We start from the raw sequence: 26,806 nt of genomic DNA on the forward strand, positions 1-26,806 counted from the left end.
TATGACCGTCAAGGCCCTGTACGAGTACGACTACCCGTCCGCCGACCGCGCGGAGCTCTACGGCGACGACCAGCTGGTCTACGTGTACTGGCGGGGGAACCTGCTGTTCAGCTCCGCCGGGTGCTTCCGCGTGCCCCGCGCCGTGACGTTCGCGGACTTCCAGGAGCAGTTCGTCGACGGGTGGGCCGCGTCCGACCCCGACTTCGACGCCGGCGCGGTGGGCGGCTGGCAGTTGTTCGACGAGCCGATCACGCCGGACCCGCACAAGACGCTCGAACAGCTGGGCGTCGGCCACAAGGCACTGCTGAGCTTCTCGGCGTGACCGCGGCCGAACGTCTGGACGGAGGACGACCATGACCGAATACACCGTCGCCATCGAACCGCTGGGCGCGGAGGTGACGTGCCGCGAGGACCAGACGGTGCTGGACGCATGCCTGCGCGAGGGCATCTGGCTCCCGCACGCGTGCACCCACGGAACTTGCGGCACCTGCAAAGCCGAGGTCCTCGAGGGCGAGGTGAACTACGGCGACGCCTCGCCGTACGCGCTGCTGGAGAGCGAGCGTGAGGAAGGGGCTGCGCTGCTGTGCGTCGCGACCCCACGCGAGGACCTCACCGTCGAGGCCGAGGTGGACGTCGAGGAAGGCGTCGACATCCACCCTGTGCGCGACTACACGGGCGTCATCGAGTCGGTCGAGGAGGCCGGTCCGCGGGTCCGCAAGGTGATCATCGCCGCCGACACGCCGGTGAGCTTCAACCCCGGGCAATACGTCTCGCTTGCATCCCCCACCGGCGAAGTGCGGCCGTACTCCATCGCCAGCACCCCCCAGGACCCCAGCAGGATCGAACTGCACATCCAGCTCTCCGACGGCGGCGTCGTCACCGAAGGATGGGTCTTCAAATCGCTCGCCGCCGGCGACCGCGTCTCCTTCACCGGCCCGTACGGCAAGTTCTCGTGGCGCCCGTTGCGGGAGCAGCCGGTGGTTCTGCTGGGCAGTGGCACGGGCCTGGCGCCGCTCAAGTCGATGGTGCGGCATGTGGCGGAGACCGGCAGCGGGCACCAGGTGGTGCTGTATCACGGCGTGGCCACGCGGGACGACCTCTACGACAAGGAGTTCTTCACCGAACTGGACGAGCAGAACGACTGGTTCAGCTACCGGCCCGCGCTGTCGAAGGACACCTGGAACGACCGCACCGGCCGCGTGCCCGCCCTGCTGGCCGAGGACTACCCGCGCGCCGCAGGCAACGTCGCGTACATCTGCGGCAACCCGGCCATGGTCACGGACACGATGAAGGCACTGATGAAGGCGCGTCTGTTCCCCCGGGACATCTACCGCGAGGACTTCTTCGACTCCGCCGACCGCGCCGCGGGCACCAACGTGGTGCGCAGCCCACTGATCAAGCGCTGAACGACCGAGACACGGGGAAGGTGCAGCACCGATGATCGACAACGCAGCCGCCGAGCGGCGGATCACCATAGGATTCACCGGGTCGGCGACGTACGACCTGCTGCCCGGCATCACGCGTACTCTCGCGGAGGACTTCCCCGAGCTGCGGCTGGGGCTCAAGGGCGAGATGCTCACCCCCGCCCAGGTCGACGCACTGCGGTCCGGGAAGATCGACATCGGGCTGCTGCGGCCGCCCGTCCACGCCGACGACGTGGCAGTGCACCTGGTGCGCACCGAACCACTCATCGCCGTGCTTCCCGCCGCGCACCGCCTCGCACAGAACGATGCGGTGCGCCTCGCGGAGCTTCGGGACGACCCGTTCGTCGCCTATCCGTCCCACTTCACCTCGGTGGTGCACGACGCCGTCGAGGAGGCATGCGGGGAGGCCGGGTTCGCGCCGCGCACCGCGGTGGAGGTCGCGGAAACGGCCACCCTGGTCGCATTCGTCGCCGGCGGCCTGGGCGTCGCGCTGGTCCCCGCGTCCGCGCAGCGTCTGCAGATCGCCGGAGCCGTCTACCGTCCGCTCGCCGGGAATACCCGCGAGGTCGAGCTGGCCCTGGCGGTGCGCGCAGACGACCCCGACCCCGCCCGGGAGAAGGTGGTGCACAGGATCTACCGACTGATCGGGGGGCCGCGCCCGGTGCGGTCCTGACGTGCGAACGGGGGCTCGCCGGCCGGTGCGCGGGGGTGCCGCCCCTCCCCCCCGTGCACCGGCTTTCACCTCGCTCCTCGGCCCTTCCCACGCGCCGCGCACCGATTCCCACGACCCGCACGCATCCCGCTACGCGCAGCGCCCCTCGTCGTCCTCCTCCGGCCGGCCCGCGACCGCCCTGCGCGCGAACTCCACCGAGAGACGGACGATCTCGCGTGCCTCGGGCAGCCGCGGGCCGACCGCCGGGAACGCGTGCACCTGCCCCACCCACAGGTGCGTCTCGACCGGCACCCCCGCATCGTGGAGCCGCTGGGTCATCACCTCGACGCCGGGGCGCAGCAGCTCGTACTCGGCGGCGGAGAGGAACACGGGAGGGAACAGTGCGGGGTCGGCGTCGACGGGCGACTGCGCGCCTTCGATCATCGCGGGGCCGTCCAGCCAGCGCTCGCGCAGCTTCTCCAGCGGCCGCGTCGGCAGGTACGCGTCGCGGCGGAAATACCCGGGATCGTTCTTGCCCAGCACGAGGTCGAGCAGCGGCGAGTACCCGATGACCGCGGCCGGTCCCCGGATCGACCGCAGCGCGGCGATCTCGGCGACCTTCATGGCCAGATAGCCGCCGGCCGAGTCGCCGCCGACGATGATGCGGGACGGATCCGCCACCGATTCCAGGAGCGCGGTGTAGGCCGAGACCGCGTCGGCAACCGACGCGGACACCGGGCCGGCGGGGAGCTGACGGTACTCGACGGAGTAGACGGGGACCCCCGCGGTCTTGGCGAGCAGCGCGCACACGCCGCGGTGGGTCGACGGTCCGCCGAACAGGAACGCCCCGCCGTGCAGGTAGAGCACCGCGCCCCCGGCGAGCCCGGCGGTCGCGGCTTCACGCGGCATCGTCCGCTCGCAACGCACCCCGCCCAGCAGCACGTCGGTGATGTCGGCGCCGGCGGGGTACGGGATCCGCGACTCCGCCCAGTGGTCGGCCCGTTCGATGACATCGATGCCGCGCTCGGTCATCGGCCAGATCGTCATCAGCGGCTTGACCGCCACACGCGCGAGCCGGCGGATTCGCTTGGCCATCCGGCTCTGCGTCCAATGCCAGGTGAACGGCGCGGTGGAGGTGGACACCGTCAGCGCGCGCGCCGTGCCCACGGGTCGGTCGTCTTCGTCATGTGCCCCCGCAGTGGTCATGACTCCACGCTAAGCCACCGCGCGGATCTGCCTGTGACGCGGGGTACCGGCATGCGGCGGCCCGGCCGCGCTTCCGCAGCCGGGCCGCCGGGACCGACGCGCGGTCAGAGCCAGGTGTCGTTGGTGCCCGCGGTGAACAGGAACTCCTCGAGGTCCGCACGCCACGGCGCCGGCACGGACTTGTCGGGTTCGATCCCCGTGTACTGGCCGCGGTAGAACAGCAACGGCTTGTCCGGCGTGCCGGTGCCGAAGGCCTCCACCCGGCCGAACACCACGTGGTGGTCGCCGCCGTCGACGACGTTCTCCACCGTGCAGTCGATCCAGGCGAGCTCGCCGTCGAGGATCGGCATGCCCCCCGGCGACAGATGCCAGTCCACCGCGGCGAACTTGTCCGGGTTCCGCGAGCCGAACACGGCGCACGCGTCCTGCTGGTCCTCGGCCAGGATCGTCACGCCGAACCGGCCGGCCGCCTCGATGGCGCTCCACGACCTCGAAGTCTTCATCGGGCAGAAGAGCACCATGGGCGGGTCCAGCGACAGGGAGCTGAACGACTGGCAGGCGAACCCCACGGGCGCGTCATCGACCGTCGTGGAGATGATCGTGATGCCGGTCGCGAAGTTGCCGATGAGGTTGCGCAGCGCCCTGCCGTCGATTTCCGCGGGTGCGTCCGTCATATCTACTTGCGTCCAATCGTGAAGTCGTGTCCCCACAGGCTGACCGCCGTGCTCTCGCGGGCGATCCAGCTGTCATCATCTTCCACCTGCAGGCCCTCGCAGCCGAACTCGAGGTCGAATCCGCCCGGGGTCTTCATGTAGAACGACAGCATCTCGTCGTTGACGTGACGCCCCAGAGACGCGGCCATGGGCACCTTGCGGCGGTACGCGCGGTCCAGGCACAGGCCGACGTCATCGCTGTTGCCGACCTCCAGCATCAGATGCACGATGCCGGTGGGGTACATGCCCTTGATGGGGGCGAAGGCCAGGCTGTGGTGGCGCGGGTTGACGCCGAGGAACCGCAGCCACACGGAGTCGTGGTCGGCGGGCAGGCCGGCCACCTGCGGGGGCAGACGGAACGAGTCGCGCAGGTTGAAGCCCAGCACGTCGCGGTAGAACTTCAGGTCCGCGGCGTCGTCGTCGGTGGCGAGCACCACGTGCCCCAGGCCCTGGTCGCCCGTCACGAAGGTGTGCCCGTAGGGGCTCACGACGCGGCGGTGTTGCAGGGCCACCTGGCAGAAGATCTCGAGCGTGTACCCGGTGGCGTCGTGGGTCTTGATCATGTCCACCACGCGGCGCTCGGCCAGCTCCTCCGGCGTGGCCTCCTCGAACTCCCACCCGGCCGCCGTGAGCCGGTCGCGGATGTCCTGCAGCCCCGCCTCGTTGGCGCATTCCCAGCCGATGGAGGAGATGTGCTCCCGCTCGCCGGGGACGATGACCAGGCGCGCCGGGAAGTCGTCCATCCGCAGGTAGAGGTTGTTCTCGTCGTCGCCCTTGCCCTCGATCATCCCGAGCACCTTGAGGCCGTACTCGCGCCAGGCTTCGATGTCGGTGGTCTCGATACGCAGGTATCCCAGCGCACGGATGCTCATCGCGTTCGTCTCCTCGGTTGTCTCGGTGTCCGGGGCCGCCCCGGATCAGACCATGCTGTCGTTGACGGGCAGGCCGAATTCCGCCCCGCCGTACATCACGTACGCCCGCTCGGCGTCGTTGGCCGCGTGCACCCGCCCCGCGTGCGCGTCGCGCCAGAGCCGCTGGATCACCGTGCCGGAGTGCAGCGCGGTGGCGCCGGAGGATTCGAAGAGCCTGTCGATCGACGCGATGGCGCGCGAGGTGGCCCGCACCTGGTCGCGACGCGCGGCGAGCCGCATCGGCATCGGCACCTGCTCGCCGGCGCGCACGCACTCGTACTCCTCCGCCAGGTTGCCGGACAGCTGGCGCCAGGCCGCGTCGATGTCGCTGGCGGCCTCGGCCACCCGGACCTTCGCGAACGGGTCGTCCTTGGCCTTCTCCCCCGCGTAGGCCGCCCGCACCCGCGTGCCCTGATGCTCCACGTGCGCGTCGTAGACGCCGTAGGCCATGCCGACGATGGGCGTGGAGATGACGGTGGGGTGGATGGTCCCCCACGGCATCCGGTAGAGCGGTGCCGTGTTGACCTCCAGCCCCGGCGCCGTGTAGTCGGTCATCTGCTTGAAGCTCAGCGCGCGGTGCGCCGGCACGAAGGCGTCCTGCACGACGATCGTGTTGGACCCGGTGCCCTTGAGCCCCACCACGTGCCAGACGTCGTCGATCCGGTAGTCGGCGCGCGGGATCAGGTAGCTGACGAAATCCACGGCGCGCCCGTCCTTGATCACGGGGCCGCCGACGACCACCCAGTCGGCGTGCGCGCTGCCCGACGACCACGCCCAGGCGCCGTTGACCTTGTAGCCGCCGTCCACGACCTCGCCGGAACCCATCGGGGCGTAGGAGGACGAGATGCGCACGTTCGGGTCTTCGCCCCACACGTCCTGCTGCGCCTGCTGCGGGAACAGCGCCAGGTGCCAGTTGTGCACGCCGACGATGCCGGCGACCCATCCGGTGGACCCGCAGGCCCCCGCGAGGTCGCGCACCGCCGTGTAATAGGTGAGCGGATCGGCTTCGATGCCGCCCCACTGCTTGGGCTGCAGCAGCCGGAAGAATCCGGCCTCCTGCAGTTCGTCCAGCGTCTCCTGCGGGAGCTCGCGCAGCCGTTCGGCCTCTTCGGCCCGCGCCCGGACCGCGGGGAGCATCGCGCGCACCCGCTCGAGCACCTCCAAGGCGGCCGGGTCCTGCCACGACGCGGTGCGCTCCCGCCCGATGCGCTCGTCGATTCCGCTCACCGTAGAACTCCCGTCTGTCGCCCGTTGTCCGCCCCGGCGGCGCGCCCACGAACGCGCCCAGACTAGAACACGTTCTCATTCGTGTCGAACGCCGCCACGTCACACCGTTCCACATCACGCCGCGGCGCATGCCGGGGCCACTGGTGGGTGGGACGTTGCCGCGAGGCGTATGATTTCTATAACCTGTTCTACTATGGCGTCGGGCATGGCGCCGGGCATCGCGTCGGGCATGGCGCCGAGATCGGCGCCGCGGCCGTCGCGCCGCGTACCGGGGCCCGCACGGCGCGGCCTGCGCGCCGACACCGGATGCGCAGCGTGCGCACGACGATCGACGCGAGTGCACCGCACTACCGAAGAAGGAAGTGAGAGCGATGGCGACCACAGACACCTCGGACCACGTCCGGCACATCGACGTCGGCGAGACGCAGGAGCGGTTCGCCCGCGGCTGGCACTGCCTGGGGCTGGCGAAGGACTTCCGCGACGGCACGCCGCACTCGGTGGAGGCGTTCGGCGGCAAGCTCGTCGTCTGGCAGGACACCAAGGGCGAGCTCAACGTCCTCGATTCCTACTGCCGGCACATGGGGGGCGATCTCTCCCAGGGCACGGTCAAGGGCGACGAGATCGCCTGCCCGTTCCACGACTGGCGCTGGGGCGGCGACGGCAAGTGCAAGCAGATCCCCTACGCCAAGCGTGTGCCCATGCGCGCCCGCACCCAGAACTGGCCGACGCTCGAGCGCAACGGCCAGCTGTTCGTGTGGAACGACCCCGAGGGCGGGGCGCCGGAGGACTACATCCCCGAGATCGAGGGCGTCGACTCGGACGAGTGGACCGAGTGGACCTGGAACTCGATGGTCATCGACGGCTCCAACTGCCGCGAGATCGTCGACAACGTGGTGGACATGGCGCACTTCTTCTACATCCACTACGCGTTCCCCACGTACTTCAAGAACATCTTCGACGGCCGGGTCGCCTCGCAGTGGCTCACCACGAAGGGACGGCCGGACATCGGCATGGCCTCGCAGTACGGCGGCGACACCCTGCTTGAATCCGTGGCCGCGTACTACGGCCCCTCGTACATGATCAACCCGCTGACCAACATCTACAGCGGGTACAAGGTCGAGTCGGTGCTGATCAACTGCCACTACCCGGTGAGCCCGGACTCCTTCGTCCTGATGTGGGGCGTGATGGTCAAGAAGCCCCAGGGCGTCTCGGACGAGCTGGCCGACAAGCTGGCCGCGAAGTTCACCGAGGGCATCAGCGAGGGCTTCCTGCAGGATGTGGAGATCTGGAAGCACAAGTCGAAGATCGACAACCCGCTGCTGTGCGACAACGACGGCCCCGTCTACCAGATGCGCCGCTGGTACGAACAGTTCTACGTGGACAAGGCCGACGTCACCGACGAGATGACGCAGCGCTTCGAGTACGAGGTGGACACCACCAAGGCCAACGAGTTCTGGGAGAAGGAAGTGGCCGAGAACCTCGAACGCATCCGCGCCGAACAGGAGCAGTCGGCCGCGGACGACGCGACCCCCGCGCAGCGGGCCACCGAGCGCCAGGTGGAGGTCTGAGCGCGATGGCCGGGCGGCATGCCCCGGGATTGGGTGGTTGGGCCAAGGCCCGGACCTTCACCGATCCCGCGGAGCGCGCGGCGCTGCACCGCGCCACGGAGGAGGATCGTCGCCGCTACATGGTCGACGCGATGGTCCCGGTGGCCTGCGAACGCTGCGGCACCGAGGTGCTCGTGCGCAAGCTCACTGCACAGCACACCAGCGTGCAATGGCAGGATGAGCCCGCCGCGACGTGCCCGCGTTTCGCCGAGTGGGCCGGGACGGGTACCCCGACCGCCCTCCGGGACGGGTGCCCCGACCTGGACTCTTCGATAGTGCATTCTGTTCGGGCGGGCCGTGTCGAGGTGCCCGAAGACGAGGACCCGGAACCGGGTCAGCAGACACGATGAAGGACTGAACGAGGATGCCAGAGGCCCAACCGCCCAACTCGGACCCCAACACGGACGACGCAGGGTCGGACGACGCCGGAAGCGGCTCAGGCGTGCGGACAGCCGCGGCCGGGAACGGACTCGTGGGCAGCCACGTGCACTCGCTCTCGCTGGCGCGCGTGATCGCGGAGACCGACGACGCCCGGTCGCTGGTGTTCGACGTGCCCGCCGAGCTCGCGAAGCGTTTCGGATACTCCCCCGGCCAGTTCCTCACCCTCCGCATCCCGAGCGACCTCACCGGGTCGGTCGCGCGCAGCTATTCGCTGTCCAGCTCGCCGTACACCGACGACCAGCTCACGGTCACCGTCAAGCGCACCGCGGACGGCTACGCCTCCAACTGGCTGTGCGACAACGCCGCCGCGGGCATGCAGGTGGACGTGCTGCAGCCGTCGGGCATGTTCGTGCCGAAGGACCTCGACCACGACCTGCTGCTGATCGCCGCCGGCAGCGGCATCACCCCGGTCATGTCGATCCTCAAGTCGGCGCTGCAGGAGGGCAGCGCCGATGTGACGCTGATCTACGCGAACCGGGACGAGAACTCGGTGATCTTCGCCGACCGGCTCCGCGAGCTGTCAGAGCAGTACCCGGGGCGCCTCACGGTGCTGCACTGGCTGCAGACGCTGCAGGGCCTCCCCTCGCGGGCGACGATCGCCGCGTTGGCCAAGCCGTTCGAGGACCGCGACGCCTTCATCTGCGGCCCCGGGCCGTTCATGTCGGCGGTCGAGGGCGCGCTCAAAGAGGACCTGGCGATGCCGCACGCACGCGTGCACATCGAGGTCTTCCAGTCGATCGAAGGCGACCCGTTCGCCGAGATCGTCGTCGAGGAGTCCGACGAGGACTCCACCGACAACGCCACCGTCGAGGTCACCCTCGACGGCGAGAATTACGAATACTCGTGGCCGCGCAACACCAAGTTGCTGGACCTGCTGCTGAGCAAGGGCCTGGACGCCCCGTTCTCCTGCCGCGAGGGCGCCTGCAGCGCGTGCGCGTGCATGGTCCTCGAGGGCGACGTGGAGATGATCACCAACGAGGTGCTCGAGCCCGAGGACATCGAAGAGGGCATCTACCTGGGATGCCAATCACTGCCGAAGTCCGACCACGTGAAGGTCTCCTACGACGAGTAGCCGTCACACGATGAGAGATGGGTAGTCCATGAATCTTGCCGACATCTTCGAGGCGCTTGCCGACAAGCTCGACGAGCGCGAGGCGCTGGTCTTCGAGGACAAGCGCCTCACCTTCGCGCAGCTCGACCGCGAGTCGAACCGCATGGCGCACGCCATCGCCGCCACCGGCATCGACACCGGGTCGCACGTCGCCATGCACATGCGCAACAGCGTCGAGTACATCGAGTCGGTGATCGGCGCGCTGAAGGTACGCATGGTGCCGGTGAACATCAACTACCGCTACACCGAAGCCGAACTGGCCTACCTGTACACCAATTCGCGCTCGGCTCTGCTCATCGTCGACGAGGAGTTCGCCCCGCTCGTGGCCCACGTGGTCCCGGACTGCCCCGACCTCGAGGCGATCCTCGTCGTCGGCACGCCCACCGCCGAGCTCACCGACGCGTGCGGAAAGGCCGGCATCGCGGTGCGCGCGCTTTCCGAGGCGCTCGCGGAGGTCGGCGACGAACGCGACTTCGCGCCGCGCAGCGCCGACGACCGCTTCATCATCTACACCGGCGGAACCACCGGGCACCCCAAGGGCGTCGTCTGGCGGCAGGAGGACTTCTACTACGCCGCGCTCTCCGGCGGCAATCCGTACGGCGACCCGCACCACACGATCGAAGAGCTCACCGAGGCCGCCGCCAACTTCCCGCAGCTGACCATCCTGGTGACGGCCCCGCTGATGCACGGCGCCGCGATGTACTCGCTGTTCCAGATGTTCTTCATCGGCGCCCGCCAGGTGCTGATGCGCAACTTCGGCCACGTCGAGGCGCTGGAGCTGACCGAACGCGAGAAGATCCAGATCCTCATGATCGTCGGCGATGCGATGGGCGTTCCGCTGGTGGACGAACTGGTCGCGAACCCCGACCGGTACGACGTCTCCACGCTGTTCTCGGTCGCCTCCGGCGGTGCCATCTGGTCGCAGTCCTCGCGCACCAAGCTGCTCGAGCTACTGCCGAACCTGCTGATCCGCGACAGCTTCGGGGCTTCGGAATCCGGCGCCGACGGCGTGGTCGACATGGACGAGGAGGGCGTGCTGCGACTGCAGGCCAGCGAGCACACCATCGTCGTCGACGAGCTGCTCGACCCGATCGCGCCCGGCACGGACCAGATCGGCTACCTCGCGCGACGGGGCCACGTGCCCTTGGAGTACTTCGGCGACGAGGCCAAGTCGCGGGCCACGTTCCCGGTCAAGGACGGCGTGCGCTTCTCGGTGCTCGGCGACATGGCCAAGGTGGACGCGGACGGCTCGATCATCGTGCTCGGCCGCGGCTCCGGCTGCATCAACACCGGCGGCGAGAAGGTCTTCCCCGAGGAGGTCGAGCAGGCGCTCAAGAGCCACCCGGCGATCCTCGACACCCTCGTCGCGGGCGCCCCCGACCCCAAGTTCGGGCAGTCGGTGGCCGCCGTCATCCAGCTGCGCGACGGGTTCGGCGAGCCGTCGCTCGAGGACGTGCGCGCCCACCTCAAGCCGCTGCTCGCCGGGTACAAGGCCCCCCGCTCCCTGGTGGTGGTGGACGCCATCCGCCGCTCGCCGAGCGGCAAGGCCGACTACCGCTGGGCCAAGGCGACGGTCACCCCCGCGGGCTGACGTCCCCGTTCCAGGCGGCGTCCAGCCGGATGCAGCGGCGGCCGTCCTGCCATCCCTCGATCCGCACGGAGTCCGCCTCCGTGCGGATCGAGTCGCTTCCGGGCCCGCTCGTCGCCGACGCGGGCTGCGCCTCGACGAAGTCGACCGGCGCCCCCTGGTACGCCGTGGCGATCAGCCGGTAGTCCACGCGGTCCGGGTGCCGGCCGCCGATCCGCCGCGCCGCCTCGATGCCCTCGAGCGCCAGCAGCGGCCCGTGCACGACGAGGTCCGGATGCCCCTCGACGCCCGTCGCATAGTCGCGGTCGTAGTGGATGCGGTGCGGGTTGTAGGTCAGCGCGCTGGTGAGCATGAGCAGCCGCTCGTCGGCCTCCAGCCGCAGGATCGGCCCGGCCGCCGGGCCTTCCGCAGCCGGGCCGGAAGCGTCGCCCACGCCGATCCGCACGGCCGGGGCGCCGCGCACGTCGTCAGGCATGCGGTAGACGATGTCGCGTTCGTCCTCCACGCGCAGGTTCCCGCCCGCCTCGAACTCATGCAGCTCGGTCACCAGCAGCAGCCATCCGCTGCGGCCGTGCCGGGCGCGGACGTTCCGGACGGCGCTGGTGCGCCGCACGCGCTCGCCGATGCGCAGCGGGTCGTGCACGACGATGCGCGCGCCGCCGAACATCCGGCGGCGCCGCGGGATCGGCGGCAGCAGCGGGCCGCCCAGCAGGTGCCCGTCCTCGCCCAGGTCCTCGATGCGCGGGCGGTCGCGCAGGTACACCTCGTGCCACAGCGGCGGCAGCGCGCCCCCGTCCTCCGCGGGCGGATCGGCGCCCAGCAGTGCGGCCAGGGCTGCGGCCGGCCACGGCGACAGCACCTCCTCGGCGGCCTCGGGCTCCGGCCGCCAATGCTCGGCGATCTCGGCGAATACCGCCGGCGGCGCACCGGCCCCCGGGTCGTCCTGCCCCGAGCCGCCCCGCGCAGCGCCGTCCCGTCCCGGGCCGCCGATCATTGCACCACTCCCCTTTCGCGGAGGTCCGCGATCCGCCCGCCGCCGACCCCGATCCCTGCCAGCACCGCGTCCGTCTGCTGCCCCAGCGCCGGGACGTCGCCCATCGCGGGTTCCGCACCGGAGATGCCGATCGGCGGCAGCACCGCGTCCACCGGGCCGGCCGGGGTGCCGACGCTGCGCCACCGCCCGCGCGCCGAAATCTGCGGGTGCGCCACCATGCCCGGCACGTCCCGCAACCGGGCGGCCGCGATCCCGGCCTCGGCGAGCAGGTCGAGCAGGACCGCCGACGTGAAGGTGCGGGTGCCGGCCGCGACCGCGGCGTCGACCTCGGCGCGGCGGCGCACGCGTTCGACGTTGGTGGCGTACCGCTCGTCATCGGCCAGCTCCGGGCGGCCCAGGACCGTCGTGGCCAGCGCGCGCCAGCCGTCGTCGTTCTGCACGCCGATCAGCACCTCGCCGTCCGCGGTGGGGTAGCCGTCGTACGGGGCGATCGACGGGTGCGCGATGCCCGTGCGCTCGACCGGCGTCCCCGAGTACATGGCCGTGTACATCGGGTAGCCCATCCACTCGACGAGGGAATCGAGCATCGACACCGACACCTCCGCCCCCTCGCCCGTCCGTTCGCGCCGCAGCAGCGCGCCGAGCACGCCGGAGAAGGCGTACATGCCCGCAGCGATGTCCGCCGACGGGATGCCGGTCTTCGCCGGGGAGTCCGGGGTGCCGGTGATCGCGACCAGCCCTGCCTCCGACTGGACGAGCATGTCGTAGGCCTTGCGGTCGCGGTAGGGCCCCTCGTCGCCGTAGCCGGACATGTCCACGGTCACCAGTCCCGGCCGTCCGGCGCGCAGCTGATCGCCGCGCAGCGTGTCGGCGCCGAGGCCCAGGCGGCCCGCCGCACCCGGGGCGAGGTTCTGCACGAACACGTCGGCGCCCGCGATCAGCCGGCGCACCAGGTCGAGGCCGTCCGGATCCTTGAGGTCCACCGCCACCGATTCCTTGCCCCGGTTCAGCCAGACGAAGTGTGCGGCGAGGCCGTTGACCGCGGTGTCGTAGTGGCGGGCGAAGTCGCCGGTGCCCGGCCGCTCGATCTTGATCACCCGGGCGCCCAGGTCGGCCAGGTGCCGGGTGGCGAGGGGCGCCGCTACGGCCTGCTCCACCGCCACCACCGTCACGCCGTCGAGCGGAAGCGTGCCGCGCTCCCCGGCCTCGTTCGTTCCCACGGTCAGGCTGCTCCCTTCTGCGCTTCGGCCGGCCTGATCCGGGTGCGGACGCACCCCCGTCAGTGTGGCAGTCCGCACCGGCGGTCCGAGCACCGTTTCCACCACGCCCGGCGGGATCCGGCGCTCGGGCCGCGCAGGACGCGTCCCGCTGGCCGGTACCCGCACGTCGCGTTCAAGCCGGTCAAGGGGCCAGAATGACGGTCGCAGGCATGGGCCTGGCGTCGCCCCACCGCCGTTCTATAACCTGTTCTACATGACCGAGCAGCAGTACGACATCGTGATCGTCGGCAGCGGCGGCGCCGGCATGACAGCCGCCCTTGCCGCCGCGAAGAACGGTCTCCGGGCCGTCATCATCGAGAAGGCCGAGAACTACGGCGGGTCCACCGCCCGCTCCGGCGGCGGAGTCTGGATCCCCAACAACGAGGTGCTGCGCCGCGACGGCGTCCAGGACACCCCGGAGGCGGCCCGGACCTACCTGCACTCCATCATCGGCGACACCGTCGCGCCCGAGCGCATCGACACCTACCTCGAGCGCGGGCCCGAAATGCTCTCGTTCGTCCTCGCCAACTCCCCCCTCGAACTGCGCTGGGTGACCAACTACTCCGACTACTACCCGGAGGCGCCGGGCGGCCGCGTGGGCGGGCGCAGCGTGGAGCCGATCCCCTTCGACGGCCACAAGCTGGGCGACGAGCTGAAGAACCTCGAGCCCGACTACGTCAAGGCCCCGCCGAACTTCGTCATCACCCAGGCCGACTACAAGTGGCTCAACCTGCTCATGCGCCATCCGCGCGGGCCGCTGCAGGCGATGAAGGTGGGCATCCGCTTCCTGGCGGCGAAGGCCCGCAAGAAGCACCTGCTGGTGCGCGGCCAGGCGCTCATGGCCGGCATCCGCGGCGGGCTGCTGCAGGCGGGCGTGCCGATCCTGCTCAGCACCGAACTCACCGACCTGGTCACCGAGGGCGACAAGGTCACCGGCGTCGAGGTCCGCAAGGCCGACGGCACCGAGGAGACGATCGGCGCACGCCTGGGCGTGATCCTGGCGTCGGGCGGCTTCGAGCACAACGCGGAGATGCGCCAGAAGTACCAGCGCGCGCCCATCGGCGCCGATTGGACAGTAGGGGCCAAGGCCAACACCGGGGCCGGCATCGAGGCCGCGGAGCGCCTGGGCGCCGACCTCGGCTTCATGGAGGACGCCTGGTGGGGCCCGTCGATGCCGCTCACCGGCGGCCCGTGGTTCGCGCTGTCCGAGCGCAGCCTGCCCGGCTGCATCATGGTCAACGAGCGCGCGAAGCGGTTCGTCAACGAGTCGGCGCCCTATGTCGAGGCGACGCACGCGATGTACGGCGGCAAGTGGGGCCAGGGCGAGGGGCCCGGGGAGAACATCCCCGCATGGCTCGTCCTGGACACGCGCTACCGCAACCGGTACTCGTTCGTCGGAATCCCGCCCCGCCAGAAGCTCCCCCGCCGCTGGTTCAAGTCCGGCGTGATCGTCAAGGCCGGCAGCATCGCCGAGCTGGCCGAGAAGATGGGCGTGCCCGCCGACGCGCTGCAGGACACCGTCACCACGTTCAACGGCTTCGCGCGCGACGGCAAGGACCCGGATTTCCAGCGCGGCGAGAGCGCGTACGACCACTACTACGGCGACCCGCTCAACAAGCCCAACCCGTCGCTCGGCGAGATCGGCAAGCCGCCCTTCTACGCCATCAAGATGGTGCCGGGCGACCTCGGCACCAAGGGCGGCGTCATGACCGACACCGCCGCACGGGTGCTCCGCAAGGACGGTAGCGTCATCGACGGCCTCTATGCCTCCGGCAACTGCAGCTCGCCGGTCATGGGCCACACCTACGCGGGCCCCGGCGCCACCATCGGACCGGGCATGACGTTCGGCTACCTCGCGGTGCTCGATCTGGTGGACAAGGACAACAAGCGCAAGGCCGAGGAGGCTTCCCATGCCCATTGATCCGAACATCGCCGTCGGCGCCGAACTGCCCGCCCAGGAGTTCTCCTGGACCAGCTCCGACGTGCAGCTCTACCACCTCGGCGTGGGCGCGGGGGCTCGGCCGGTGGACCCGGCCGAGCTGCGGTACCTGCGCGACGACGAGTCCCAGGTGCTCCCCACCTTCGCGACGGTGGCCGCCACCTTCCACGCCTCCGAGCCGCCGAAGGTGCAGTTCCCCGGCGTCGACATCGACCTGGCGAAGGTGGTGCACGGCAGCCAGGAGGTGACCGTGCACCGGCCGATCCCCGCGAACGGCACCGGCCGCACCACCACGAAGATCGCCGAGGTGTGGGACAAGGGCAAGGCCGCCGTCATCGTGCAGGAGGCGGAGACCGTCGACGCCGAGGGCAACGCGCTGTGGACGGCCCGTTCGTCGATCTTCGCCCGCGGCGAGGGCGGTTTCGGCGGCGAGCGCGGCCCCTCGAGCAAGGTGGAGCTGCCGGACCGCGAGCCCGACGCCGTCGTCGACGCGCCGGTCCTGCCCCAGCAGGCGCTGCTCTACCGGCTGTGCGGCGATCGCAACCCGCTGCACTCGGATCCGGAGTTCGCCAAGGCGGCCGGCTTCGACAAGCCGATCCTGCACGGCCTGTGCTCCTACGGCATCACGTGCAAGACCGTCGTCGATGCGATGCTCGGCAGCGACACCGCCAAGGTGAAGGGCTTCAAGGCGCGTTTCGCGGGCATCGTGTTCCCGGGCGAGACGCTGCGCGTGCGCATGTGGCGCGAGGGCGACCAGATCCTCGTCTCCGCCGTCGTGCCCGAGCGCGACGAGGCGCCCGCCCTCGCGGACGTGGTGCTCACCGTCGCGGAGTAAACCGACACCACAGCGACCGGGGCCCGTTTTCCGCACGACGCGGAGAACGGGCCCCGACCTTTTTCACACGCCCTTCAATCGCTTGACAGACGGGCCGGCGAGGCGCATTCTGGTGGCGTTGCGCAACAGCGTCGGACCGCACACCGACCGGCCTGTCACTGAACAGGAATCGATGCGGAACACACCGCGATCCGCCCGACAGCAGGCGGATGCAGAAGGTGTGCGATTCGACGCGAATACGGATCCATGGGCTGATCAGCACCATGGTGACCGCTCGACGCCACCAGCGCGTCCAGGTGGATGATTACGGACATTCCATGGCAATCATCGCGAAATTAATACATACTTTCTTTCGCGCATTGGAATCCCGATACATCACCCGCATTGCACTATTCCGGTCATGATTGCCCCCGGAGAATAATCGAATACAGACCTATCGGGATTCGATGAACCCCATCGCATCCATCGCAGCCCCAGGCCGGCGAATGTCAATCCCCCCTACACAAGGAGCAGCCGAAACCGCCGAAACCAGACCGCCGCCGCCAGACCGTTCGAAGAGCCCCCCAGGGATCCCCCTGGGGGGCTCCGCCGTCCCCGACCCCGTCCATACCATCCCGGCCCACCGGAAACCGAGGAGCAACCATGACCACCGAACACGACCTCAGCGGCATCGGCCCCGAGGACTGGCCCGCGGACTGGCAGCCCGTCACCTCCGACGGACTGCTCGTCGAACCGTGCGGGTGCATCCTGCAGATCGACGCCGACGACTTCGACGTGTCCCCCGACTCGTTCTGCAGCGACGAATGCGAGGCGGCCTTCTGGCACGCCGACGAGCTCGAGCGCCGCAGGCGCGAGTTCGACACGCTCGTCTTCGGCAGCCTGATGGCCGATCTCGAGCACTTCCGGCCGGTCGCGGACATCCTCGTCGCACCCCTGACCGCCGCGCCGCGATCCCGGGAGGTCCACGAGGCCGCCACCGAGGAGATGAGGGTCTTCCTGCGGCACCTGCTCGACACGGTGGGGTGCGCACCGTGGTTCCCGTGGCTGGCCGAGCAGGCTGATCAGCAAGGCGACCTGCGGCTTCCGTGGCCGTTCTTCGTGGACGCCGCACTGGAGCGGAACGACTACGCCGCCGAACTGCGGCCCCACGGCCTGGACCTCGTCGACAACGTCAGCGCCGATCCGGAGACGTATGTTTCCGCGCTCCTCTCCGCCTTTCTCGCGTCACGGACCGCCCCGTCCTGAACGCGACGTCCCAGAACGCCGCGGGGCGCGGTCCGTGGAACCGCGCCCCGCGGCGCACGCAGCCTCTGACCCGCTGCACTTCTACACCAATCCGATTGACATTGTGGTGTTCTCTGGTGGAAGCTGTCTCCCATGTACTCGGCCCCATTGACCCGTCGACGCTGCGTGGACTTCATGCGAAGCGCGTCGGCCTGCTGTCGCCCGTAGCGCCGACGCGCCCGCGCGCCCTTCAGCGCCGGTGCTGCACGCCGGGATCGCCGAGGACCTTCAACACCGGCTCCGGAAGTTCCCCGGCCGCCAGATCATCCAGGGTGACGGTCTCGAGGATCTGCCGCACTGCACCCCTCGTCGCGATCCACACGTCGCGTAGCGGTGCCGTGGCGCCGGGATAGTCCAGGTCCTCCGGGGCCTTTCCGGCCACATCCGCCAGCGGCCCCTCCACCGCGCGCAGCACATCCGCCACCGACACCTCGGCCGCCGGACAGGCCAGCCGGTAGCCGCCGTCGCGGCCCCGCCGGCTTTCGACCAGCCGGGCCACCCGCAGCTCGTTGAGGATGTTCAGCAGGAACCGGGTGGGCATCCCCTGCCTGGCTGCGATGCCCTCCGCGGTGAGCAGCCCGTCCGCGGTGGCGAGCTCGATCATGGCGCGCACCGCGTAGTCGGCCTTCGACGTGATCCGCATGCGGACCATTCTTCCGCATCCGGTCCGACACCGACCTTTGCTATCGACCTGGGAGTCATCAGATGCCGAGTTTCCTACTATTGGCCCTTGCCGGGCTGGCCGGCCAGCTCATCGACGGCGCACTGGGCATGGCCTTCGGGTTGACGTCAACGACGGTGCTGCTCACCGTCGGGGTAGCCCCGGCGGCCGCCTCGGCCGGCACGCATCTCGCCGAGATCGGCACGACGCTCGCCTCCGGGCTGTCGCACTCGGCGTTCGGCAACATCGACTGGACCAAGATCGCCTGGCTGGCGGTACCCGGTTCGGTCGCCGCATTCGCCGGCGCCACATTCCTCACTTCGTTGCCGGCGTCCACGGCCGCGCCCGTCGTCGCCGTGATCCTGTTCGGCCTCGGCGCCTACATCCTGTTCCGCTTCGTCTTCCTGCGGTCGGGTGCCGTGCGGGTGCGCCGCGTCCGGCGGCGGTTCCTGGTGCCGCTGGCCGCGGTGGCCGGATTCATGGATGCGGTCGGCGGAGGCGGCTGGGGCCCGATCGGTTCCTCGATGCTGCTGGCCTCGGGGCGTATGGAACCGCGCAAGGTGGTCGGCACCATGGCCGCCGCCGAGTTCGTTGTCACCCTCGGCGCCAGCGCCGGTTTCCTCGTGGGGCTCTCCGCCTCGGAGATCCCGTTCAAGATCGTCGCCGCACTGCTGGTGGGCGGCGTCGCGGGGGCCCCGCTGGCCGCCTGGGTGGTGCGCCTGCTGCCGGCACGCGCGATGGGCACGCTCGTCGGCGGCATCATCCTGCTGACGAATGCGCGGACCTTCCTGGACGCCGTCGGGCTCGGACAGGCCGCGGCCGCCCCCTTCTACATCGTGCTGGCCGTCGTGTGGATCGCCGCGCTGATAGTGGTGGGCCGCGCGATCCGGCGCGAACGCTCCGCCGGACAAGGTGACGGCGACTTGCAGGTTGTCCGGGGCACGGGCGCTGCGCGCGACCCTGAGACCGTGCAGGACGGGCAGGACGGGGCGGACGGGGCGGACGCGGAAGAACCGCTACCGTTGCCGCAATCGTGAAAGCCGCGCCCCGGCCCGCGCGAAGAACATCCCCGAGACGACCGCGGCCCCGGCCCAGGTGATTCTTTTCCTGGGCCGGGGCCGCGGTGGCGCCGTAGAGGGGAGGACGTCAGGCGGACGTACGCGCGGCCGCACCCGCGTCGACGGGGATGACGATGCCGGTCATGTGGGCGCTGCCCTCATCCGCCAGGAACATCACCGCGCGCGTGACCTCGAACGGGTCGAGGATGGCGATGGGCTGCGCGTGCAGCTGCTGGAGGCGCGGCGCGACGTCGTCCCAGGTGGGGTTCTCGATGTCGGGGCACACCACATCATAGAGACGCTGGTTCTTGACCATCGGGGTGTCGATGTTGCCGGGGGCGACCGCGTTCACCGTCACGCCGACCGCCGCCAGGTCCTGGGAGACGGACTTGGTCATGCCGATCACGCCCCACTTGGACGCCGCGTACGCCGCCTGCCCCGGCGACGAGCTGCGGCCCATCATCGATGACACGGTCACGATGCGTCCGTACCCGCGCTTGGCCATACCCGGTGAGACCGCTGCGAGGGTGTTGAACACCCCGTGCAGGTTGGACCCGACGACATCGTCCCAGACAGCCTGGGGAGCGTCGGTGATCGGCGCCATGCCGGAGACGCCCGCATTCGCGACCGCGATGTCGACGCTGCCGAACTCCTTCTCAGCGCGAGCGACGAGCGCCTCGAGCCCCGCGCGATCGCGGGTGTCGATCTTCTCGGAGATGACCCTGCGCCCGAGCGCCTCGACCTGACGCACGGTCTCGGCGAGGTCCTCGTCGGTCGCCAACGGGTAGCCGACGCCGGCCTGGTCCTCGCACCGGTCGCAGATCACCACATCCGCGCCGCGCTCCGCGAAGGCCACCGCATGCGTGCGGCCCTGTCCGCGTGCGGCGCCCGTCACGAACGCGACCTTGCCGTCGAACCTCAAGTCCTCGCTGCTCATCTGCTCTCCCTGGTCATCGAGTGGTATAGGAGCGGCGACGTGTACCGGACCGCGATAGGACAACGCCCTGGCTGGGCATCCGCCGCCGTTGATCCGACGCTAGACGCGCGTCACGCCACTGTCGACTGCATCCGTCGTCCAATGGGACGGTTGTCCTGTGTGGCATCCGGCCACCGTCGCCGCTCGGCTTCCCCGACCGGCCGTGAAGCGACACGAATCAGACATTCGGGTGCCGACATGTCTCACATCGTCGTAAATTTGAACTGAGGAGTTTCATCAGCAGCGCATGCCTCCCCCAGGGGAGGGCAACTCAGCGTTGCTGTTCGGGTACGCCTCGGCGGCCTGACGCGGGGAGCAGCCTGAGTACCACCGTGCTCCGCACGCGGTTCGGCCCGGCGCGCCCAGCCTGAAAGGGGGCCGGATGACCGACGCACACTCCGTATCCGTCACGACACGACACCCGCCACACCGACGTCCCGTGGGGCGCAGATGGGGCCGGTCGACCGGATCTCGCTGATGCTCGATTCGGTGGAGCCGCCCCCCGCAGCCCGCGTCGTCCATGATCGTCCACCACTGTGGGCGGTGTGGTCGTCGGCGTTCACGCCGACCGTATTGATCGTCGGCTGGGTCGTCGCCGGCGCGGTCCAACCTCCCGGCTACGACCCGCTCCAGCAGACGATCAGCGTCCTTTCGGGTCACGGCGTGGCGCACAGCTGGATCATGACGACGGCGCTCTACTGCGTGGCGGTCTCGTACCTCGCCACCTCTGTGGGACTCCGCACGGTGCACACTTCGGCCCGGATGATCATCGCCTTCGGCGGTGCTGCAGGCCTGGGTGTGGCCTACTTCCCGCAACCGGCGGGAGGCAGCACGTTCGACCACATGTTCTTCGCGGTCGCGGGGGCGGGCCTCCTGGCGCTCTGGCCGTTCGTCATGGCGTACTGGCGCCCGTCGATTCCTCTACGTGGTGATCGCGCATCCGGCTGGACCGTGTGGCAACGCTTGGTCAGCCGGGAGGGCCTGATCGTCTGCGGTCTCGTCGTCGCTTTGTCGGTCCTCGCCATGTACGTGACCGCGCAAGCAGGGATGTATCTGGGATTGACGGAGCGCATCTGCACAGGACTGCAGGCGCTTCTACCGTTCTTTATCGCTGTCGGTTTGCGTCGGACCGCGGTCGTCGAGGACTCCGATCGGGCCGGTTCCCGAGCCTGTTAGTGGCCGGCGTGCCGTTGCCCTGCCGGTACACGGGGACGGTGGGTCCACCCCACAAACACGTTTCGGGCCCGGCACCCCCTAAGGGGGGCCGGGCCCGAAACGATTCAAATATTGTGCGGCAGTGACCTACTCTCCCACACCCTGAGGGTGCAGTACCATCGGCGCAGTAAGGCTTAGCTACCGGGTTCGGAATGGGACCGGGCGTGACCCTCACGCTATAACCACCGCAACTCCATGCGACACACACCCACACGCAGTGAACGTGGGTGTTGCCTCAGACACCGGACAGTGGACGCACAAACAACCAGACAACTTCATGGGTAAGCCTACGGCCTATTAGTACCGGTCACCTCACACCCCTCACAGGGCTTCCAGCTCCGGCCTATCAACCCCATCATCTCTAGGGGGCCTTACCCCACAAAAGGGGAAAGAAACCTCATCTTGGAACAGGCTTCCCGCTTAGATGCTTTCAGCGGTTATCCCTCCCGAACGTAGCCAACCAGCAATGCCCCTGGCGGAACAACTGGCACACCAGAGGTTCGTCCGTCCCGGTCCTCTCGTACTAGGGACAGCCTTCCTCAAGTTTCTTACGCGCGCGGCGGATAGAGACCGAACTGTCTCACGACGTTCTAAACCCAGCTCGCGTGCCGCTTTAATGGGCGAACAGCCCAACCCTTGGGACCTACTCCAGCCCCAGGATGCGACGAGCCGACATCGAGGTGCCAAACCATCCCGTCGATATGGACTCTTGGGGAAGATCAGCCTGTTATCCCCGGGGTACCTTTTATCCGTTGAGCGACACCGCTTCCACAAGCCAGTGCCGGATCACTAGTCCCGACTTTCGTCCCTGCTCGACCCGTCAGTCTCACAGTCAAGCCCCCTTGTGCACTTGCACTCAACACCTGATTGCCAACCAGGCTGAGGGAACCTTTGGGCGCCTCCGTTACTCTTTAGGAGGCAACCGCCCCAGTTAAACTACCCACCAGGCACTGTCCCTGAACCAGATCATGGTCCGAGGTTAGAAGTCCGATACGATCAGAGTGGTATTTCAACAACGACTCCACACCGGCTGGCGCCGGCGCATCACAGTCTCCCACCTATCCTACACAAACCGAATCACACACCAATACCAAGCTATAGTAAAGGTCCCGGGGTCTTTTCGTCCTGCCGCGCGTAACGAGCATCTTTACTCGTAATGCAATTTCGCCGAGCCTGTGGTTGAGACAGCAGAGAAGTCGTTACGCCATTCGTGCAGGTCGGAACTTACCCGACAAGGAATTTCGCTACCTTAGGATGGTTATAGTTACCACCGCCGTTTACTGGGGCTTAAATTCTCAGCTTCGCGGCCCCGAAGAGCCACTAACCGGTCCTCTTAACCTTCCAGCACCGGGCAGGCGTCAGTCCGTATACATCGTCTTACGACTTCGCACGGACCTGTGTTTTTAGTAAACAGTCGCTTCTCTCTGGTCTCTGCGACCACACCCAGCTCCCACCGCACGGGTGTTCACCGGACATGGCCCCCCTTCTCCCGAAGTTACGGGGGCAATTTGCCGAGTTCCTTAACCACAGTTCTCTCGATCGCCTCGGTATTCTCTACCAGACCACCTGTGTCGGTTTGGGGTACGGGCCATGACACCACTCGCTAGAGGCTTTTCTCGACAGCATAGGATCACAGAATCCCCCACACCGGGGTCGCATCGCCTCTCAGGCTCATATGAGGCACGGATTTACCTGCACCTCGCCCTACGGGCTTACACCAGTATTACCACTGACTGGCTCTGCTACCTTCCTGCGTCACCCCATCGCTTGGCTACTACCAGATCAGGTCCCACGCATCCACCACACGCCGGCACCCGAAAGTGCACGACACGGGCTTCAGGATGGTTAGTATCACTGATTCACCACGGGCGCGATATCACGGGTACGGGAATATCAACCCGTTGTCCATCGACTACGCCTGACGGCCTCGCCTTAGGTCCCGACTCACCCTGGGCGGATTAACCTGGCCCAGGAACCCTTGGTCATTCGGCGGACGAGTTTCTCACTCGTCTTTCGCTACTCATGCCTGCATTCTCACTCGCGCAGCCTCCACGGCTAGATCACTCTGCCGCTTCCCCGGCTACACGACGCTCCCCTACCCACCCACACGGCTGCACACCCACCCGCAGGCAGATGCGAACCACACATGTGAGTGCCGCGGCTTCGGCGGTGTACTTGAGCCCCGCTACATTATCGGCGCAGGACCACTCGACCAGTGAGCTATTACGCACTCTTTCAAGGATGGCTGCTTCTGAGCCAACCTCCTGGCTGTCTTCGCAATCCCACATCCTTTTCCACTTAGTACACGCTTAGGGGCCTTAGCCGGCGATCTGGGCTGTTTCCCTCTCGACTACGAAGCTTATCCCCCGCAGTCTCACTGCCACGCTCTCACACCACGGCATTCGGAGTTTGGCTGACGTCAGTAACCCGGTAAGGCCCATCAGCCAACCAGTAGCTCTACCTCCATGGTGAAACACGCGACGCTGCACCTAAATGCATTTCGGGGAGAACCAGCTATCACGGAGTTTGATTGGCCTTTCACCCCTACCCACAACTCATCCCCTCAGTTTTCAACCTAAGTGGGTTCGGGCCTCCACGACGTCTTACCGTCGCTTCACCCTGGCCATGGGTAGATCACTCCGCTTCGGGTCTAGAACATGCCACTAACTCGCCCTATTCGGACTCGCTTTCGCTACGACTACCCCACACGGGTTAACCTCGCGACATGCCACTAACTCGCAGGCTCATTCTTCAAAAGGCACGCCATCACCCACCGCAGACCAAACTACGCGCAGGCTTTGACGGATTGTAAGCACACGGTTTCAGGTACTCTTTCACTCCCCTCCCGGGGTACTTTTCACCATTCCCTCACGGTACTATCCGCTATCGGTCACCAGGGAGTATTCAGGCTTACCGGGTGGTCCCGGCAGATTCACAGCAGATTTCACGGGCCCGCTGCTACTCGGGCACCACGACAAGGCAGACACACAGCTTTCACGTACGGGACTCTCACCCACTACGGCAGGCCATCCCAGACCACTTCCGCTAACCATGTGTTTTCTACAACTACCCGCCGGCACGGCAGTACCGGCACGCCGCAGCCCCACAACCCCACACACACAACCCCTGCCGGGTATCACATGCGCATGGTTTAGCCTCATCCGCTTTCGCTCGCCACTACTCACAGAATCACTATTGTTTTCTCTTCCTACGGGTACTGAGATGTTTCACTTCCCCGCGTTCCCTCCACACGCCCTATACATTCAGGCGCGGGTAACAGCGCATCACCGCTGCTGGGTTTCCCCATTCGGACATCCTCGGATCACAGCTCGGTTGACAGCTCCCCGAGGCTTAACGCAGCCTCCCACGTCCTTCATCGGCTCCTGGTGCCAAGGCATCCACCGTGTGCTCTTACACACTTACAACACAAAGATCAAAGATGCTCGCGTCCACTGTCCAGTTCTCAAACAACACACACACCACCACACCCACCACACCCGGCCACCCACCCCACAACAGGGCAAGACCAGCCGAGCGCATCCGGCAGGCACACCGGCGCATCACATCAAGACAACCCACCACACACAAACACGCGGCGTGTTCCCTCAAAGCCCAACAGCATGCCGACTAGCACCCCCGCCCCGCACCGGCCACCACCCATAACGGCGGCGACCACCACGAAACTCCTGCACGAAGTGCCACCAGTGTCCACCCATGAGCAACCCCAGACCACACGCACGGCGGCCTCGAGACACTTGATGCTCCTTAGAAAGGAGGTGATCCAGCCGCACCTTCCGGTACGGCTACCTTGTTACGACTTCGTCCCAATCGCCGATCCCACCTTCGACGGCTCCCTCCCACAAGGGGTTGGGCCACCGGCTTCGGGTGTTACCAACTTTCATGACGTGACGGGCGGTGTGTACAAGGCCCGGGAACGTATTCACCGCAGCGTTGCTGATCTGCGATTACTAGCGACTCCGACTTCATGGGGTCGAGTTGCAGACCCCAATCCGAACTGAGGCCGGCTTTAAGGGATTCGCTGAACCTCACGGTCTCGCAGCCCTCTGTACCGACCATTGTAGCATGTGTGAAGCCCTGGACATAAGGGGCATGATGACTTGACGTCGTCCCCACCTTCCTCCGAGTTGACCCCGGCAGTCTCCTGCGAGTCCCCACCATTACGTGCTGGCAACACAGGATAAGGGTTGCGCTCGTTGCGGGACTTAACCCAACATCTCACGACACGAGCTGACGACAGCCATGCACCACCTGTACACCGGCCACAAGGGAAACCGTGTCTCCACGGCGATCCGGCGTATGTCAAACCCAGGTAAGGTTCTTCGCGTTGCATCGAATTAATCCACATGCTCCGCCGCTTGTGCGGGCCCCCGTCAATTCCTTTGAGTTTTAGCCTTGCGGCCGTACTCCCCAGGCGGGGTACTTAATGCGTTAGCTACGGCACAGAACCCGTGGAAGGGTCCCACACCTAGTACCCACCGTTTACGGCGTGGACTACCAGGGTATCTAATCCTGTTCGCTCCCCACGCTTTCGCTCCTCAGCGTCAGTTACTGCCCAGAGACCCGCCTTCGCCACCGGTGTTCCTCCTGATATCTGCGCATTTCACCGCTACACCAGGAATTCCAGTCTCCCCTGCAGTACTCAAGTCTGCCCGTATCGCCCGCACGCCCACAGTTAAGCTGCGAGTTTTCACGGACGACGCGACAAACCGCCTACGAGCTCTTTACGCCCAGTAATTCCGGACAACGCTCGCACCCTACGTATTACCGCGGCTGCTGGCACGTAGTTGGCCGGTGCTTCTTCTGTACCTACCGTCACTTCCGCTTCGTCGGCACTGAAAGAGGTTTACAACCCGAAGGCCGTCATCCCTCACGCGGCGTCGCTGCATCAGGCTTGCGCCCATTGTGCAATATTCCCCACTGCTGCCTCCCGTAGGAGTCTGGGCCGTGTCTCAGTCCCAGTGTGGCCGGTCGCCCTCTCAGGCCGGCTACCCGTCGTCGCCTTGGTAGGCCATTACCCCACCAACAAGCTGATAGGCCGCGGGCCCATCTCACACCGCTACATAACGCTTTCCACCACACCCCATGCGAGGTACGGTCCTATCCGGTATTAGACCCGGTTTCCCAGGCTTATCCCAGAGTGCAAGGCAGATCACCCACGTGTTACTCACCCGTTCGCCACTCGAGTACCCCCGAAGGGGCCTTTCCGTTCGACTTGCATGTGTTAAGCACGCCGCCAGCGTTCGTCCTGAGCCAGGATCAAACTCTCCGTTGAAAGATTCACAACCCACCATCCCACCGGCACCACCACACACGGCAGCAGCCCCGACGACACGGCGAATCAGTCAAATCACATCGAGAAATCCACTAGCAAAACAAACCTAGCTTCAAAAAACATCGAGCCGCACCTCCCGACAGGGAATGGAAGACACGACCCGCAAACAACCACACCCCACAAACCATGGGATGCGGCATGCCAAATTATTGGCACTGGCATTCATCGACACACTGTTGAGTTCTCAAAGAACACGCACAACCACCACCACCCGGACACTCCCGAGCTTCAGCCGGCCGCACCTGCTGCAAACACCGTAGCACACTCACAAGCGCACCGCCCCCAGCCCCTACTCGGGCTTGGGAGCTGCTCTCGCCGCTCCGGCCCGGATAAAGTTACGCCCACCCCCACC

20 protein-coding genes and 3 rRNA genes are annotated in these 26,806 nt (G+C 67.4%); 12 read left to right on the plus strand and 11 right to left on the minus strand.

The window, feature by feature from the left end; translation table 11 throughout:
- The first annotated feature begins 1 nt into the window (after position 1).
- The 3 genes from FO059_RS13980 to FO059_RS13990 are packed head-to-tail and all read left to right on the plus strand — an operon-like array spanning position 2 to position 2,097.
- A complete protein-coding gene (locus FO059_RS13980; protein ID WP_143909625.1) occupies positions 2-322 on the plus strand; it encodes a phenol hydroxylase subunit P4 in 321 nt (106 codons plus the stop codon).
- Positions 323-353: 31 nt separating this feature from the next.
- Positions 354-1,406, plus strand: coding sequence for a 2Fe-2S iron-sulfur cluster-binding protein (locus tag FO059_RS13985; RefSeq protein WP_143909626.1), 1,053 nt, complete (start codon positions 354-356; stop codon positions 1,404-1,406).
- Between the two features lie 31 nt (positions 1,407-1,437).
- Positions 1,438-2,097 (plus strand): LysR family substrate-binding domain-containing protein, encoded by a 660-nt coding sequence (locus FO059_RS13990; protein ID WP_143909627.1) that lies wholly within the window; start codon positions 1,438-1,440, stop codon positions 2,095-2,097.
- A gap of 129 nt (positions 2,098-2,226) precedes the next feature.
- Here FO059_RS13990 and FO059_RS13995 read toward each other — a convergent pair whose 3' ends face one another.
- The 4 genes from FO059_RS13995 to hsaA all read right to left on the minus strand — a co-directional run bounded on the left by FO059_RS13995 (position 2,227) and on the right by hsaA (position 6,070).
- Complete coding sequence (locus FO059_RS13995; RefSeq protein ID WP_143910776.1) at positions 2,227-3,171, minus strand: alpha/beta hydrolase; 945 nt, start codon at positions 3,169-3,171, stop codon at positions 2,227-2,229.
- A gap of 215 nt (positions 3,172-3,386) precedes the next feature.
- Positions 3,387-3,956, minus strand: a complete 570-nt coding sequence (gene hsaB / locus FO059_RS14000; protein WP_143909628.1) for a 3-hydroxy-9,10-secoandrosta-1,3,5(10)-triene-9,17-dione monooxygenase reductase subunit — start codon at positions 3,954-3,956, stop codon at positions 3,387-3,389.
- Positions 3,957-3,958: 2 nt separating this feature from the next.
- Positions 3,959-4,867 carry an iron-dependent extradiol dioxygenase HsaC gene (hsaC, locus tag FO059_RS14005; protein ID WP_143909629.1) on the minus strand — a complete coding sequence of 303 codons (909 nt, stop codon included), beginning with the start codon at positions 4,865-4,867 and terminating at the stop codon, positions 3,959-3,961.
- 45 nt (positions 4,868-4,912) lie between these two features.
- Positions 4,913-6,070, minus strand: coding sequence for a 3-hydroxy-9,10-secoandrosta-1,3,5(10)-triene-9,17-dione monooxygenase oxygenase subunit (gene hsaA, locus FO059_RS14010; RefSeq protein ID WP_268892842.1), 1,158 nt, complete (start codon positions 6,068-6,070; stop codon positions 4,913-4,915).
- A gap of 434 nt (positions 6,071-6,504) precedes the next feature.
- Between hsaA and FO059_RS14015 the strand changes: the two genes are divergently transcribed.
- From FO059_RS14015 to FO059_RS14030, 4 genes are read left to right on the plus strand one after another with little or no spacing between them, the layout of a single operon-like run.
- Entirely contained in the window at positions 6,505-7,701 is a 1,197-nt protein-coding gene (locus tag FO059_RS14015) for a Rieske 2Fe-2S domain-containing protein (RefSeq protein ID WP_143909630.1), read from the plus strand.
- Between the two features lie 5 nt (positions 7,702-7,706).
- A complete protein-coding gene (locus FO059_RS14020; RefSeq protein WP_143909631.1) occupies positions 7,707-8,090 on the plus strand; it encodes a hypothetical protein in 384 nt (127 codons plus the stop codon).
- A 14-nt stretch (positions 8,091-8,104) separates the two neighbouring features.
- On the plus strand, positions 8,105-9,253 hold the full coding sequence (locus tag FO059_RS14025; RefSeq protein WP_143909632.1) for a ferredoxin--NADP reductase: 1,149 nt from the start codon (positions 8,105-8,107) through the stop codon (positions 9,251-9,253).
- A 28-nt stretch (positions 9,254-9,281) separates the two neighbouring features.
- On the plus strand, positions 9,282-10,883 hold the full coding sequence (locus FO059_RS14030; protein ID WP_143909633.1) for an AMP-binding protein: 1,602 nt from the start codon (positions 9,282-9,284) through the stop codon (positions 10,881-10,883).
- Here FO059_RS14030 and FO059_RS14035 read toward each other — a convergent pair.
- Entirely contained in the window at positions 10,867-11,874 is a 1,008-nt protein-coding gene (locus FO059_RS14035) for a hypothetical protein (RefSeq protein WP_143909634.1), read from the minus strand. The two genes, FO059_RS14030 and FO059_RS14035, sit on opposite strands and share 17 nt — an antisense overlap.
- A complete protein-coding gene (locus tag FO059_RS14040) occupies positions 11,871-13,094 on the minus strand; it encodes a CaiB/BaiF CoA transferase family protein (protein ID WP_233266739.1) in 1,224 nt (407 codons plus the stop codon). Before FO059_RS14040 ends, FO059_RS14035 begins: the two co-directional genes overlap by 4 nt.
- Before the next feature lie 253 nt (positions 13,095-13,347).
- On the opposite strand from FO059_RS14040, the gene kstD reads away from it, so the two are divergent.
- From kstD to FO059_RS14055, 3 genes are all read left to right on the plus strand, one after another.
- Complete coding sequence (kstD, locus tag FO059_RS14045; protein WP_199257001.1) at positions 13,348-15,054, plus strand: 3-oxosteroid 1-dehydrogenase; 1,707 nt, start codon at positions 13,348-13,350, stop codon at positions 15,052-15,054.
- A complete protein-coding gene (locus FO059_RS14050) occupies positions 15,044-15,907 on the plus strand; it encodes a MaoC/PaaZ C-terminal domain-containing protein (protein WP_143909635.1) in 864 nt (287 codons plus the stop codon). Before kstD ends, FO059_RS14050 begins: the two co-directional genes overlap by 11 nt.
- A gap of 642 nt (positions 15,908-16,549) precedes the next feature.
- Positions 16,550-17,152, plus strand: a complete 603-nt coding sequence (locus tag FO059_RS14055; protein ID WP_143909636.1) for a hypothetical protein — start codon at positions 16,550-16,552, stop codon at positions 17,150-17,152.
- A gap of 229 nt (positions 17,153-17,381) precedes the next feature.
- On the opposite strand, the gene FO059_RS14060 is transcribed toward FO059_RS14055, so the two are convergent.
- The gene (locus tag FO059_RS14060) at positions 17,382-17,834 is read right to left on the minus strand and encodes an RrF2 family transcriptional regulator (protein WP_143909637.1); all 453 of its coding nucleotides are present in this window, start codon (positions 17,832-17,834) and stop codon (positions 17,382-17,384) included.
- Positions 17,835-17,896: 62 nt separating this feature from the next.
- On the opposite strand from FO059_RS14060, the gene FO059_RS14065 reads away from it, so the two are divergent.
- Positions 17,897-18,889, plus strand: a complete 993-nt coding sequence (locus tag FO059_RS14065) for a sulfite exporter TauE/SafE family protein (RefSeq protein WP_143909638.1) — start codon at positions 17,897-17,899, stop codon at positions 18,887-18,889.
- A gap of 109 nt (positions 18,890-18,998) precedes the next feature.
- Here the strand turns inward: FO059_RS14065 and FO059_RS14070 are convergent, their stop codons facing one another.
- Positions 18,999-19,847 (minus strand): mycofactocin-coupled SDR family oxidoreductase, encoded by an 849-nt coding sequence (locus FO059_RS14070; RefSeq protein ID WP_143909639.1) that lies wholly within the window; start codon positions 19,845-19,847, stop codon positions 18,999-19,001.
- 489 nt (positions 19,848-20,336) lie between these two features.
- On the opposite strand from FO059_RS14070, the gene FO059_RS14075 reads away from it, so the two are divergent.
- Positions 20,337-21,062, plus strand: a complete 726-nt coding sequence (locus tag FO059_RS14075; protein ID WP_143909640.1) for a DUF998 domain-containing protein — start codon at positions 20,337-20,339, stop codon at positions 21,060-21,062.
- A 113-nt stretch (positions 21,063-21,175) separates the two neighbouring features.
- Here FO059_RS14075 and rrf read toward each other — a convergent pair.
- The 3 genes from rrf to FO059_RS14090 form a co-directional block, all read right to left on the minus strand.
- Positions 21,176-21,291, minus strand: a 5S ribosomal RNA gene (gene rrf / locus FO059_RS14080).
- Positions 21,292-21,378: 87 nt separating this feature from the next.
- A 23S ribosomal RNA gene (locus tag FO059_RS14085) occupies positions 21,379-24,526 on the minus strand.
- A 344-nt stretch (positions 24,527-24,870) separates the two neighbouring features.
- Positions 24,871-26,394, minus strand: a 16S ribosomal RNA gene (locus FO059_RS14090).
- The 16S, 23S and 5S rRNA genes sit together here, the layout of an rRNA operon.
- Between the last annotated feature and the right edge of the window lie 412 nt (positions 26,395-26,806).

It is taken from the genome of Tomitella fengzijianii (assembly GCF_007559025.1).
Taxonomy (GTDB): Bacteria; Actinomycetota; Actinomycetes; order Mycobacteriales; family Mycobacteriaceae; genus Tomitella; species Tomitella fengzijianii.

What these genes read in the sequence shown, in the direction of transcription:
- FO059_RS13980 (WP_143909625.1), top strand. Translation starts at nt 2, where the DNA reads ATGACCGTCAAGGCCCTGTACGAGTACGACTACCCGTCCGCCGACCGC.
- FO059_RS13985 (WP_143909626.1), top strand. Translation starts at nt 354, where the DNA reads ATGACCGAATACACCGTCGCCATCGAACCGCTGGGCGCGGAGGTGACG.
- FO059_RS13990 (WP_143909627.1), top strand. Translation starts at nt 1,438, where the DNA reads ATGATCGACAACGCAGCCGCCGAGCGGCGGATCACCATAGGATTCACC.
- FO059_RS13995 (WP_143910776.1), bottom strand. Translation starts at nt 3,171, where the DNA reads ATGGCCAAGCGAATCCGCCGGCTCGCGCGTGTGGCGGTCAAGCCGCTG.
- hsaB (WP_143909628.1), bottom strand. Translation starts at nt 3,956, where the DNA reads ATGACGGACGCACCCGCGGAAATCGACGGCAGGGCGCTGCGCAACCTC.
- hsaC (WP_143909629.1), bottom strand. Translation starts at nt 4,867, where the DNA reads ATGAGCATCCGTGCGCTGGGATACCTGCGTATCGAGACCACCGACATC.
- FO059_RS14015 (WP_143909630.1), top strand. Translation starts at nt 6,505, where the DNA reads ATGGCGACCACAGACACCTCGGACCACGTCCGGCACATCGACGTCGGC.
- FO059_RS14020 (WP_143909631.1), top strand. Translation starts at nt 7,707, where the DNA reads ATGGCCGGGCGGCATGCCCCGGGATTGGGTGGTTGGGCCAAGGCCCGG.
- FO059_RS14025 (WP_143909632.1), top strand. Translation starts at nt 8,105, where the DNA reads ATGCCAGAGGCCCAACCGCCCAACTCGGACCCCAACACGGACGACGCA.
- FO059_RS14030 (WP_143909633.1), top strand. Translation starts at nt 9,282, where the DNA reads ATGAATCTTGCCGACATCTTCGAGGCGCTTGCCGACAAGCTCGACGAG.
- FO059_RS14035 (WP_143909634.1), bottom strand. Translation starts at nt 11,874, where the DNA reads ATGATCGGCGGCCCGGGACGGGACGGCGCTGCGCGGGGCGGCTCGGGG.
- kstD (WP_199257001.1), top strand. Translation starts at nt 13,348, where the DNA reads ATGACCGAGCAGCAGTACGACATCGTGATCGTCGGCAGCGGCGGCGCC.
- FO059_RS14050 (WP_143909635.1), top strand. Translation starts at nt 15,044, where the DNA reads ATGCCCATTGATCCGAACATCGCCGTCGGCGCCGAACTGCCCGCCCAG.
- FO059_RS14055 (WP_143909636.1), top strand. Translation starts at nt 16,550, where the DNA reads ATGACCACCGAACACGACCTCAGCGGCATCGGCCCCGAGGACTGGCCC.
- FO059_RS14060 (WP_143909637.1), bottom strand. Translation starts at nt 17,834, where the DNA reads ATGCGGATCACGTCGAAGGCCGACTACGCGGTGCGCGCCATGATCGAG.
- FO059_RS14065 (WP_143909638.1), top strand. Translation starts at nt 17,897, where the DNA reads ATGCCGAGTTTCCTACTATTGGCCCTTGCCGGGCTGGCCGGCCAGCTC.
- FO059_RS14070 (WP_143909639.1), bottom strand. Translation starts at nt 19,847, where the DNA reads ATGAGCAGCGAGGACTTGAGGTTCGACGGCAAGGTCGCGTTCGTGACG.
- FO059_RS14075 (WP_143909640.1), top strand. Translation starts at nt 20,337, where the DNA reads ATGGGGCCGGTCGACCGGATCTCGCTGATGCTCGATTCGGTGGAGCCG.